At 72.5% G+C, this 11,318-nt stretch carries 10 protein-coding genes; 3 read left to right on the top strand and 7 right to left on the bottom strand.

Annotated features, from left to right (window positions below; genetic code table 11):
• Positions 1 to 34: 34 nt before the first annotated feature.
• Positions 35 to 883 (bottom strand): GIY-YIG nuclease family protein, encoded by an 849-nt coding sequence (locus NBM05_RS06225; protein WP_254165908.1) that lies wholly within the window; start codon positions 881 to 883, stop codon positions 35 to 37.
• A 60-nt stretch (positions 884 to 943) separates the two neighbouring features.
• Positions 944 to 1,987: a PQQ-dependent sugar dehydrogenase gene (locus NBM05_RS06230; RefSeq protein WP_254165910.1), complete on the bottom strand. Its 1,044-nt coding sequence runs from the start codon at positions 1,985 to 1,987 to the stop codon at positions 944 to 946.
• Positions 1,988 to 2,157: 170 nt separating this feature from the next.
• Between NBM05_RS06230 and NBM05_RS06235 the strand changes: the two genes are divergently transcribed.
• Both NBM05_RS06235 and NBM05_RS15635 read left to right on the top strand, forming a co-directional pair.
• On the top strand, positions 2,158 to 2,826 hold the full coding sequence (locus NBM05_RS06235; RefSeq protein WP_254165912.1) for a hypothetical protein: 669 nt from the start codon (positions 2,158 to 2,160) through the stop codon (positions 2,824 to 2,826).
• Entirely contained in the window at positions 2,795 to 4,003 is a 1,209-nt protein-coding gene (locus NBM05_RS15635) for a helix-turn-helix domain-containing protein (RefSeq protein ID WP_254165914.1), read from the top strand. The genes NBM05_RS06235 and NBM05_RS15635 overlap by 32 nt, the downstream gene beginning before the upstream one ends.
• A 76-nt stretch (positions 4,004 to 4,079) precedes the next feature.
• Here NBM05_RS15635 and NBM05_RS06245 read toward each other — a convergent pair whose 3' ends face one another.
• The 5 genes from NBM05_RS06245 to NBM05_RS06265 are packed head-to-tail and all read right to left on the bottom strand — an operon-like array spanning position 4,080 to position 9,661.
• The gene (locus NBM05_RS06245) at positions 4,080 to 4,757 is read right to left on the bottom strand and encodes an ABC transporter permease (RefSeq protein WP_254165915.1); all 678 of its coding nucleotides are present in this window, start codon (positions 4,755 to 4,757) and stop codon (positions 4,080 to 4,082) included.
• A 3-nt stretch (positions 4,758 to 4,760) separates the two neighbouring features.
• Positions 4,761 to 5,480 carry an ABC transporter permease gene (locus NBM05_RS06250; protein ID WP_254165916.1) on the bottom strand — a complete coding sequence of 240 codons (720 nt, stop codon included), beginning with the start codon at positions 5,478 to 5,480 and terminating at the stop codon, positions 4,761 to 4,763.
• Positions 5,477 to 6,463: an ABC transporter ATP-binding protein gene (locus NBM05_RS06255; RefSeq protein WP_254165917.1), complete on the bottom strand. Its 987-nt coding sequence runs from the start codon at positions 6,461 to 6,463 to the stop codon at positions 5,477 to 5,479. Before NBM05_RS06255 ends, NBM05_RS06250 begins: the two co-directional genes overlap by 4 nt.
• An 8-nt stretch (positions 6,464 to 6,471) precedes the next feature.
• Positions 6,472 to 7,620 carry an ABC transporter substrate-binding protein gene (locus NBM05_RS06260; RefSeq protein ID WP_254165918.1) on the bottom strand — a complete coding sequence of 383 codons (1,149 nt, stop codon included), beginning with the start codon at positions 7,618 to 7,620 and terminating at the stop codon, positions 6,472 to 6,474.
• Positions 7,508 to 9,661 carry a CocE/NonD family hydrolase gene (locus NBM05_RS06265; RefSeq protein ID WP_254165919.1) on the bottom strand — a complete coding sequence of 718 codons (2,154 nt, stop codon included), beginning with the start codon at positions 9,659 to 9,661 and terminating at the stop codon, positions 7,508 to 7,510. Before NBM05_RS06265 ends, NBM05_RS06260 begins: the two co-directional genes overlap by 113 nt.
• A 177-nt stretch (positions 9,662 to 9,838) precedes the next feature.
• Between NBM05_RS06265 and NBM05_RS06270 the strand changes: the two genes are divergently transcribed.
• Positions 9,839 to 11,272, top strand: coding sequence for a sodium/glutamate symporter (locus NBM05_RS06270; protein WP_254165920.1), 1,434 nt, complete (start codon positions 9,839 to 9,841; stop codon positions 11,270 to 11,272).
• Positions 11,273 to 11,318 lie beyond the last annotated feature (46 nt).

The raw sequence follows: 11,318 nt of genomic DNA on the forward strand, positions 1-11,318 counted from the left end.
GTGCTGGCCGGTTTCAAGGTGCGCTGAGCGTCCTTCAATTTCGATTCAAGCCGAACCGGCGGGTCAGCAGCGCGTCCTTGAAGTGCGACTCGGCGGCGTCGATCTCCGCCTGGGTCGCCTGCGGCCCGTAGACGTGCAGCAGGCTGAAGAGGTACCGCCGCGGCTGGGCCGGATCGAGGTCCAGGAGCTCCCGCATCGCCACGTTCCCTCCGTGGCCGTCGCGGGCGTAGGCGGCCCACCGGCCCAGGATCCGCTCGCCCCCGTCGGCCTTGCCCACATACAGCTTGCCGGTGGCCGTGTCGGCGATGAGGTAGATACCCTGCACGGATCCCAGGGCCGCTCGCCACCGCACGTAGGCGGAGTCGGCGAGGAGCCGCTGGAGCTCTTCGTAGGTGAGCAGTACGCGCTCGTACCCGGGGAACTCCAGCACGTGGGGGTCGGCGATCTCCACGACCGGGAGCCTCGAGCCCAGCGCTCCGCGCTTGGCCCAGTTCACGGTGTCCCTGGTCCACTCGATCAGCAGGCGGTCGCAGAGCGAGGCGAGGACTCCCGACTCGCGCACATCGTAGTACCGGTGCTCGTCGGTCCGCTCCCCGGTCGCCTCGCCGTGGTTCTCGTAGACCATGGCCAGCCGGCAGCGTCGTCCGGTCTCCGCCAGGAAGATCAGCCACCAGCGCGGGGGCGAGGCGGGGAACTTGCCCGGGCGGGCGCTCTGCTCGCGGGTGTACGCGCGCAGGCGCTCGGGGGTGGCCTCCACCCGGGTTCCGATGCCGTCCGGGTTGTACGTGTGCCGGATCAGGAGGACCTCGGCCGGGTCGAGCCCGGCCGAGCGGAGGATGTCCCCCAGCGACAGGGCGAAACTGGGATCAGGGTTGGTGGGCATGGGGCGATCGTAGCCGGGGGAGGGTCGCATCGCGTCGCGGCCCGGATCGTGGCGGGGGCCTCAGCCCGCGTCGACCCGCAGCACGACGTCGTCGTCCTCGGCCGGGGTGCCGCGGCCGTCCGTGTTGTTCGTCAGGACCCACAGCTCGCCGCCGGGGGCGACCGCGACGTCGCGCAGGCGGCCGTGCTCGTCCTCGAGGATCGCCTCCGAGGTGGTGGGGTCCGCGAGCGGCACCTCGTAGAGCCGCTCGCCGCGCAGCGCGGCCATGTAGAGGGTGTCCCCGAGGATCGCGATGCCGCTGGGGCTCGCGTCGCTCGTGCTCCACTGCTGCACCGGGTCGGTGAAGTCCTGCCCCTCGTCCGAGCCCTCGGCGTCGGGCCAGCCGTAGTTGCCGCCGGCCTCGACGACGTTCAGCTCGTCCCACGTGTTCTGGCCGAACTCCGAGGCGTACAGGGTCCCATCTTCGTCCCACGCGATCCCCTGCACGTTGCGGTGGCCGTAGCTGTAGACCGGGGAGCCGGGGAAGGGGTTGTCCCCGGGGACCTCGCCCTCCGGGGTGAGGCGCAGGATCTTGCCGCCGAGGTTCCCCAGGTCCTGGGAGCGGCGTCCGTCCCCGGCGTCGCCGGTGGTCGCGTAGAGCATGCCGTCGGGGCCGAAGGCGAGGCGGCCGCCGTTGTGGTTCCCCGCCGACGGGATGCCGCCGAGCAGCACCGTCGGCTCGCCCAGGCTGAGGGAGCCCGGCTCGCCGCGCAGCTCGAAGCGCTGGATCCGGTTCTCGTCCTCGCCGGTGGAGTAGGCGTAGAGGAGGCCGTCCCGGACGGCGATCCCCAGCAGCCCGCCCTCGCCCCGCGGGACGACGCCGGGCACCGTGCCGACCTCGCGGGCCTCCCCCGCGTCGTCGAGCTCCAGGATCCGGGCCGAGTCGCGCTCGCTGATCAGCGGGGTCTCGCCCGCGAAGGCGATGGACCAGGGGGTCTCCAAACCGGTGGTGACGACGTCGGCCGCGGCGGAGGAGCCGCTCGAAGTCGTGCCGCCGTCGCCGCCAGCCTGGGAGCAGCCGGTGATCAGGAGCGTCCCCACCAGGAGGTATGCCGCGGTGGGCATGCGATGGGCCCGGGGTGGTCTTCGTCGTGGGGCTTCCGCAGAGTGGTCCATGTCACTACTCTAGCGGTGGGTGCCGGGGGATCTCGAGGGGGGGGTGAGGCCCTCAGGGCTGCTTCCGGTTTCGTGCAATAATCTGAGGGACTCTCGAGGAACCCGGCAGGAGGTGGCACGTGACGATTCCCGCGCAGGGACACGAGCCCGCGGTGCCGAAGGTCGTGCCGCCCGAGAGGGCGGACGCGTCCCTGGCCGACCTCGGCGTCTCCGCGGCGGACCTCTCCGCCGCCGTCGAGCGGGGTCAGATCGCCGCCAGCAACGTCACCCGGTTCCATCCCGTCACGGCCGCAGGGCTCGTCCGGTGGATCGAGACCGTCGGCGCCCTGCGCGAGCTCCTCGTGAGGCGAGGCGGCTGGGAGCCTTCGGACGTGGAGAACCGGCCTGTGCTCCGCCACCCGGGCCTGGGGCTGGAGATCGCGGTGACGGGCGGGACCTCGCAGACGGGCAGCCCGCGGACGGACGCCCACCCTCAGGCCGCGCGAAGGAAGGGCCGGGCCACCCAGCAGGCCTTCCGGAATCAGCTGACGCTGTTCCCCGCGCCGGGGCTCGACCTCTCCGGGAGTCCCGGCGCCCGGGGCCGCGGCACCGGGGGCGGGAGCTGGTTCCTCCTCTACCACTGGGACGGGGAGGAGGTCCGCATGGAGCTCTCGCAGCCCACGGGCTGCATTGACGGCCAGTTCGACGGATGGATCACGAGGATTCCGCTGCCCGCGTGGGTGCCGGAGCAGGACTACAGGAAGGCGCAGGATGTCGGTGGAGAGGACGTCGACTTCGAGATCGCATGATCCCGCGCTGCACCCCGAGCGGATCTCGCTGGCGCGGATGCGCCGCGGGCTGACCAAGATCGAGCTCGCGGCCGCGGTGGGCGTCAGCGCCAGGACCGTCACGACCTTCGAGGCCGAGGGGGCGCCGCCGGAGCGCGCGGCGGGGCTGTCCGCGGCCACCGGGTTCCCGGCGTCGTACTTCTCGCGGGGCGCGGCTCCGGACGTCCCGGCGGATCGCATGCTCTTCCGCGCGGGCCGGGGCACGACGAGCCGGCAGCGGCACGCCGCGATCGCCGCGGGCGCCTCGGGCATCGAGGTGGACCGGCTCATCAGCGCCCGGTACGCCCTGCCCGCCGTCGACGTCCCGGACGGGACCGGCGAGGACCCCGTGCTGATGGCCCGCATGCTGCGGCAGATGTGGGGCCTGGGGACGAGGCCGCTGCCCAACCTGGTGCAGCTGTGCGAGTCGCGGGGCGTCAGGGTGTACGGCCTCCCGGAGCTGGCCGAGTCGGTGGACGCCTACTCGATCTGGCACGAGGAGGTGCCCTACGTCTTCCTCGCCCGCCGCAAGACGCCCGAGCGCTCCCGGTTCGACGTCGCGCACGAGCTGGGGCACCTGATCCTGCACGCCGGCCTGGGCTGCGCCTCGCGGCAGGTTGAGCGGGAGGCGGATCGCTTCGCCGGGGAGCTGCTGATGCCCGAGTCCGGCGTCTTCGAGCACCTGCCGGCCAACCCGAGCGTCGAGCGGCTGCTGGCGGTCCGGGAGGCGTTCAAGGTCTCGGCGACGGCGCTCGCCTACCGGGCGCACCAGGTGGGCCGCATGAGCGACTGGGCCTATCGGCACACGTCGGTGCGGCTCGACGGCGCCGGGTACCGGACCGGCGAGCCGGACGGCATGCGGCACCACGAGAGGTCCAAGGTCTTCCCCCAGGTGTTCGCACCGTCCCGGCGGGGCAGGCTCGGCGCCGGGGAGATTGCCGCGACGCTCTCGCTGCCCGAGGCCGACGTGCACGCCCTCACCTTCGACTCGGCGATGCGCCTGGTCGTGGGCGAGGGGGCGGGCCCGTCCGGCTCGCCCCGGGCCGGTGCGGAAGGGACCCGTCCCTCCCGGGCCGGCTCGGCCTCCGGGGGTCGTGCGCATCCGGCCTCCGAGCGGACGAGCCGGCGAGCGGGCCGGCGTCACCTCCGCGTGGTCTGAGACGGCGGTGGCGCCGTGGTCCCGGCCGCGGGACGGCACCGGATCGCCGACCGCGGGCCGGCCCCGGACCGGCCGCTCAGACCGCGGGCGCCGACGTCGACTGCGCCGCCACCCGCTTGACCCCCGGCGAGGCGACCAGCCGGAAGAGCAGCGCGATCGCCTGGTCCACCAGGATGGACAGCGCCGCGACCCACAGGGCCGCCGCGACCACGCCCTCGATCCCGTAGGCCACCTGGTTCAGGATGACGTCGCCGAGCCCGCCGCCGCCGGCCACGGCCGCGAGCGTCGCGCTGCTGACCACCAGCACGGCGGCCGTCCGCACGCCGCTGAACGCCATCGGCAGGCCCAGCGGCACCTCGATGCGCCACAGCACCTCCAGGGGCGTCAGCCCCATGCCGCGGGCCGCCCGGGTCAGGTCGCGGTCCACGGAGTCGATCGCGATGTAGGTGTAGCTCAGGATCGGCGGCACCGCGAGGATGATCAGCGCGAGCAGCACGTTGGCGTACCCGATGCCCACCAGCCCGATGAAGATCGCGATGAGCGCGAGGCTCGGCAGCGCGCGCCCGATGTTGGTCAGGCTCACCGCCAGGAACTCGCCCCGGTGCACGTGGCCCAGCCACAGCCCGAAGGGCACGCCGATGACGAGCGAGATCAGCACGGCCACCAGGCTCAGCAGCAGCTGCTCGCCGGTCTTCTCCAGCAGGAGGGAGAAGTTCTCGGCCATGAACGGTCCGGCCTTGAGGAATGCGTCCACGGGTCAGGACCTCGCTTTCGTCCAGGGCGTCAGCGCCTTGCCCAGCAGGGTCAGCAGCGCGTCCAGGGCGAACGCGAGCAGCACCGCCAGCGCCCCGGCGCCGATGAACTGGGTGTTGAAGGGGGAGGAGATGGCCTTGAGGATCGGGGACCCCAGGCCGGAGTCGACGACGAACGCCGCGATGGTCGCGATGCTCACCGTCAGCACAGTCGCGATCCGCAGCCCCGAGATGATCGAGGGGATCGCCAGCGGCAGCTCGATCCGTCGCAGGATCTGCCCCTGGTCCATGCCCATGCCGCGCGCCGAGCGCTTGACGTCCTCCGGCACGCCCGTCAGCCCGGACAGGACCGCCCGGAACAGGATGACCAGCGTGAAGCAGACCAGGGCGATCTCCACCGTCAGCAGCGTCAGCCCCGTCAGAGGCACCAGCAGCTGGAACAGCGCCAGCGGCGGCAGGGTGTAGAGGATCGTCGCGGTCACGCCGATGGGCGCCGTGAGCCAGCGCTTGCGGTAGGCGAGCACGGCCGCGAGGAACGAGATGACGAAGCCGATCGCGATGGCCAGCACCGTCATCAGGATGTGCTCGAGCAGCGCCGGCTGGAAGACCTCGGGCCACTGGGCCGCGAACCAGTCGGCGCAGAACAGGTCGTTGTTGGCCACGCACTGCGAGACGTCCCCGTAGTCGGGGATCACCGGGTCGCCGGCGGGGGCGAATCCGCTCATGCGACCGCCTCCGGCAGGTCGGGGTGGACCAGGGCGTCCAGGGGCGCGAGGCCGACGACGTCGTCCCCGCGGGTGGCCAGCACGCCCCCGGCCCGCTCCGCCATCGCCGCGGAGAGCGCGGCGCGCACGGTGGTGGACTCGGGCAGGCGCGGCCAGGGCGGCGTCGTGCCCGGGGCCTCGGAGGAGGCGACGTCGGCGAGCGTGAACAGCGCGAGCCGCTTGAGCCCGCGCTCGTCGCCCAGGAAGGACTCCACGAAGTCGTCCGCGGGCGCGGTGAGCAGCTCGGCCGGGGTGCCGAACTGGGCGAGCAGCCCGCCCGGCTTGAGCACGGCGATCTTGTCGCCCATCTTGATGGCCTCGTCGATGTCGTGGGTGACGAAGACGGTGGTCTTGCCGACGGCCCGGTGGATCGCGAGGAACTCGTCCTGGACCGTGGTCCGGGTGATGGGGTCCAGGGCGCCGAAGGGCTCGTCCATGAGCATGACCGGCGGGTCGGCGGCGAGGGCGCGGGCGATCCCCACGCGCTGCTGCTGCCCGCCCGAGAGCTGGCCGGGGTAGCGCCTGACCCAGCGGTCGGCCGGGCTCAGCCCGACGAGCTCGAGGAGCTCGTGGGCGCGTTCCCGGATCCGGGCGCGGTCCCAGCCCAGGATCCGCGGCACGACGCCGATGTTCTCGCCCACGGTCATATGCGGGAACAGCCCGGTCTGCTGGATGGCGTAGCCGATCTTGCGGCGCAGCTCGATCGGCCCCAGGTCGTTGATGCTGGTGCCGCCGATGCGGATGTCGCCGGAGCTGAGGTCGATGAGCCGGTTGATGAGCATCAGCGCGGTGGTCTTGCCGCCGCCGGAGGGGCCGACCAGGCACACCAGCTCGCCGGCCTCGATCGTCATGTCGAGGCCGTCCAGTGCGGGGGCGCTGGTGCCGGGGTAGACCTTGGTCGCCTTCTCGAAGGTGATGCCGAGGGATTCGCGGGATTCGATCATGGGTTCACTCACAGGAGGTCGTTGGCTTCCAGGAAGCGCTGGGCCACCTGGGCGGGGTCCAGGCGGTTGATGGCCGACGCCGAGTTCATGGCCTGCACGGCCTCGAGCGTCATGAGGGAGCTGATGGTGTCGAGCAGCTCGGGGACGTCGTCGCCGACGCGGTCGAGCAGGTCGGTGCGCAGGCACGGGACCACGTTCTGGAAGCCGAAGAGGTTCTTCGTGTCCTCCAGGACCACCAGGTCGGAGCGGAGCAGCTGCGGGTCGGTGGTGAACACGTCCGCGGCCTGGATCTCGCCCTTCTCCAACGCCTGGTAGTTCAGGCCGATGCTCAGGGTCTGCAGCCCCATGTTCGGCAGGTCGTAGGCGGCGACGATGGCGTCGTACCCCTGGCCCCCGGAGACGTTCTCCGGGTAGGTCGAGTAGGTGAAGTCGCCGATGCCGCGCAGGTCCTCGATCGTCCGCAGGCCGTGCTGGTCCGCGAAGTCGCGGGTCACCGCGATCGCGTTCTTGTTCTCGAAGGGGGTCGCGTTGAGCACGGTCACGCCGCGGTCCGCCTCGAAGCGCCGGGCGAAGTCGTAGGTGCCCTCGCCGGTGTCCATGAGCTCCTCCTCGCCGGCCAGCGTCATCACGATGACGCCGGTGTACTCCGGGTAGAGGTCGATCTGGCCGGACTGCTGCGCGGCGTCGATGAGCTCCGCGGAGCCGACGTTGGTCTTCAGGTCGACCTCGTAGCCGCGGGCCCTGAGGGCCTGGGCGTAGAGCTCGCCGTTGATCCAGCTCTCGGAGAAGCCCTTGGAGCCGACCGTGATCACGCCGCTCCCGCCGGAGGCGGAGCCGCCGCCCGCTCCCGTGGCGGCGCCCGAGCCAGAGCCGGCGCCCGAGCCCGTGCTGCCGCCCGTGCCGCAGGCGCCGAGGGCCAGCAGGCCGGCCGCGCCCGCGACGCCGGTGAGCGCGCGGCGCCGGGTGACGAGGCCGTCCCGGTGGCCCGGCCGCCCGGAACGTCGGGGCCGGGGCGACCGGCGTCGTGGGGTCGTCGTCCGCGCATCACAGCAGGTCCCGGGGATCGAGGAGCTGGTGCTCCGGGTCTTGACGGTCACGCCGTCCTCGAGGGCCACCAGCTCGTTGGTCACGGTGAACGACGACTCGTCGCCGAACATGCGGCTGATCGTCCGGATCTCCACGTCCCAGCCGTCCGCGGCCAGCCCCGCGTGATCGCGCGCGCGCGCCGGTCGAGGCGCCGGCCGTCGGCGGCCACGCCTCGGCCGCCGGCGGCCACGCGTCGGCCGCGGCCCCGGTCTCAGACGACTGCGAGCCCGCGGGCGCCTCGCCCGCCGGCCGCCGGAGGCGGACCACGCGGCGGCACTCGGCCACCGGGGAGAGCGGGTCGCCCGCGGCGCGGGAGTACGAGTCGGTCTCCGAGTCGAAGTAGCGCAGGCCGTCGGAGTGGTTGACCGACCACGAGTCCGTGTAGGTGGTCACGGTCGCCGTGCCCGCCACCAGGTCGGCCTCGAGGCGGCGCTCCATCGGGGCGCCGCCGCTGTCCATCGCGACCGCGGGCGGCGCGGGCGGCAGGCGCAGCTCGGGCTGGGAGAACTCGTCGTCGAGGCGCTCGCGGACCGGCAGGACCAGCGTCGGCTCGCCCTCCACGGTGACCTCGGTCCGCGTGCCGGTCGGCCAGGCGATCGGCCAGAGGCTCGCCGAGACGCTCACCCGGACCCGGTGGCCCGGGGCGAAGCGATGGGCCGTGGCCAGCAGCGGGAAGCGCACGGTCACGGGCTCGCCGGGGGTCAGCGGCTCGGGGTGCTCGTGGGAGTCCCGGTGGGTGAGGTTGAACAGGCCCATCGTGAGCAGGCGGGACTCGCCGTCGGGGGCGACGTCGCACAGGCGCACCGCGAGCAGCCCGCGATCGGTGCTCGAGCGCACCGTCAGCTCGACCTCGGGGGTGCCCAGGACGTCGAGGGGCTCCTCCCGGGGGTCCCAGGTGGCGGTCCAGGAGCGGGCGTCGTCGGCGGCCTGGTCCAGCGGCTGGGCCGCGGCGTCGCCGAACTGCAGCCAGCTGCCGGCGGTGTAGCCGAGCGTGGCCGTGCTGGACAGGGTCCGGGGGCCGGCGACGACGGCGTCGGCGGCCGACCACGCCTCGGCGGGCACGCGCGGGGAGGGCCAGCTCTGCTCGGCGACCCAGCGGCCCGGGCGGACCTCGACGTCGGAGCCGATGGGCGCGCTCTCCGGGATGAAGGCGCGCAGGCGGGGCTGGGACTCGACGCCGTTCTCGACGTCGAGCATCCAGCGGTCCCACCAGCGCACGGCCTCGGCGATGAAGTCGATCGCGGGGCCGGGCGCGCCCTGGTGCGGGTAGTTGTGCGCCCACGGGCCCAGCAGCGCGTGCACGGGCGCCTCGGCGTTCTCCATCAGGCGGAACAGCGTGGTCCGGTACTCGTCCAGCAGGCCGCCGACGGCCAGCACCGGCACCTGGATCGCCGCGTGGTCCTCGCAGACCGAGCCGTGCTTCCAGTAGTCGTCGCGGCGCTGGTGGCTGAGCCAGTCCTGGATGTTGTCCGGGCCCTCGTCGATGCGGCGGAACCAGTCCTCGCGCCAGCCCTCGCCCACGACCTTCGGGTCGGCGGGCCGGGCGTTGTAGGACAGCATGGTCGAGGCCCAGGAGAGCATCTCCGAGCCGACGATCGCGCCGCCGTTGTAGTGGACGTCGTCGGCGTAGCGGTCGTCGGTCGAGCAGACGGTGATGATCGCCGCCAGCTCGGGCGGGCGCCGCGCGGCCAGCTGCAGGCCGTTGAAGCCGCCCCACGACTTGCCGATGATGCCGACCCGGCCGCTGCACCAGTCCTGCCGGCCGATCCACGCCAGGACCTCGACGCCGTCCGCGAGCTCGGACTCGGCGTACTCGTCCGCCATGGTGCCCTCCGAGTCGCCGGAGCCGCGCAGGTCCACGCGGATCGAGGCGTAGCCGGCACGGGCGAACTCGGGGTGGATGGTCAGGTCCCGGGGCGCGGTCATGTCGTTCTTGCGGTACGGGATGTACTCGAGGACGGCGGGGGCGGGGTTCTCGCGGGCGCTCGCCGGGAGCCAGATCCGGGCGGCGAGCTCGGTCCCGTCGGACAGCGGGATGCGGGCGTGCTCGACGACGGTGACGTGTTCGGGGCTCCGACGGTAACGATCAGCAGACGTATCAATGTGACGCATTGTTACAGGGTAGCCAGATCATCAGCCGGCTGTTGATCAGTGGGGTGATTTTCTCATCTTTTGGTCTGTGATGTGCATCATCTGAACGAGGGCAGGGGACCGCCGTCAGCCCGGTGCGGTGCGCCGGGGCTCTCCGCTACGCTGGCCTGACATGGATCGAAAAGCAGAGGACCGATAGTGCCCGCCTTATTCGCGCTCTCCGCGATCGGAGTGCTGTGCTGCGTGGGCATGGCCCTGCGGCGCTGGATCCCGTTCCTGCGCAACAACCTCGTCCCCGCCACCGTGATCGCCGGCTTCCTCGGAACCCTCGTGATGAACGCCGGCCTGCCCCGCCTGGTCCCCGACCTGAACGCCGAGCTGATGGCGGGCATCACCGCCCAGCTGTTCACGCTCGCGTTCATCTCCATCGGCCTGACCCACACCCCGCGGTCCGCCGGTACGGGCGGCGGCTCCGGGCTGCTGCGCGGCTCGTGGGCCATGGGACTGACCTGGACGCTGCTGTTCAGCCTCCAGGCGCTGCTGGGGTTCCTGGTGGTGGTCGCCGTGGGCGGCCCCTTCGACATGGACCCGATGTACGGGCTGCTCGCCGCCTTCGCCTTCGCGCAGGGGCCCGGCCAGGCGGTCACCTTCGGGGCCATCTTCGAGCAGCAGGGCTGGGAGGGGGCGGTGCCCGTGGCACTGGCCTTCGCCGCCGTCGGCTTCGCCATGTCCTTCCTGATCGGCGTCCCGCTGGCCAAGTGGGGCATGCGGCTGGGCCTCGGCAGGCACAGCGCGCCCCTGGGCGACTCCGTCCGGCGCGGCTACTACCCGCGCGAGGAACAGCGGGAGACGATGGGCCGGGTCACGACCTTCCCCGGCAACTTCGAGACGCTCGGCTTCCACTTCGCGCTGATGGGCATCGCCTACCTGGGAGCGCACGGGATCTCGTGGCTCTTCGCGTTCCTGCCGGGCTTCCTGGGCACCACGATGTCCGGGCTCATGTTCTTCAACGGCCTGCTGGCCGCCCTCATCGTGCGGTGGGTGCTCGGCCGGCTGCGCGTGGGGCACCTGCTGGACAGCCAGCTCCAGGGGAAGATCACGGGGTTCACCTCGGACTACCTGGTCGTCGCGTCCTTCATGGCCGTCCAGCTCGCCGTCGTCGCCGAGTGGCTCGTGCCCATCCTCGTGGCGTGCGCGGTGCTGACGGTCGTGACGCTCGCGGTCAGCTACCTCATCGGCCAGCGCTACGGCAGCGACCACGACTTCGAGCGGACGATGGGCATCTACGGCACCGCCACGGGCACGACGCCGACCGGGCTCACCCTGGTCCGGATCATCGACCCGCGGCTCAAGACCCCCACGATGGCCGAGATGGGCCTGATGAACCTCCCCGAGATGCTCTACATCCCCGCGATGCTCACGATCGCCGCCGGGTTCGCCGGCAGCCTGGGCTCCTGGGCGGTCGCGGGGATCCTCGCCGCGCTCACCGTCGGCTACTTCGTGCTGATGCTCGTCACCCGGTCGATGGGCCGGCGCACCTTCTCCTTCAGCAGGAAGCGGAACGGCCCGGTCGGGGGCGCTGGCGGGTCCGACTCCGGACGGCTGGAGGGGGAGTTCCGCCAGAGCCCCTGAGCCGGGTCCCTGACTGCCGCCGCCCCGATCCACGGAACACCGACCC

The organism is Rothia santali (assembly GCF_024199905.1).
Classification (GTDB): Bacteria; Actinomycetota; Actinomycetes; order Actinomycetales; family Micrococcaceae; genus Rothia; species Rothia santali.

Bases quoted from the DNA above. Each gene is read 5' to 3' on its own strand.
- NBM05_RS06255 (WP_254165917.1), bottom strand. From the start codon at position 6,463: ATGATCGAATCCCGCGAATCCCTCGGCATCACCTTCGAGAAGGCGACC.
- NBM05_RS06225 (WP_254165908.1), bottom strand. From the start codon at position 883: ATGCCCACCAACCCTGATCCCAGTTTCGCCCTGTCGCTGGGGGACATC.
- NBM05_RS06265 (WP_254165919.1), bottom strand. From the start codon at position 9,661: ATGCGTCACATTGATACGTCTGCTGATCGTTACCGTCGGAGCCCCGAA.
- NBM05_RS06230 (WP_254165910.1), bottom strand. From the start codon at position 1,987: ATGCCCACCGCGGCATACCTCCTGGTGGGGACGCTCCTGATCACCGGC.
- NBM05_RS06250 (WP_254165916.1), bottom strand. From the start codon at position 5,480: ATGAGCGGATTCGCCCCCGCCGGCGACCCGGTGATCCCCGACTACGGG.
- NBM05_RS06260 (WP_254165918.1), bottom strand. From the start codon at position 7,620: ATGTTCGGCGACGAGTCGTCGTTCACCGTGACCAACGAGCTGGTGGCC.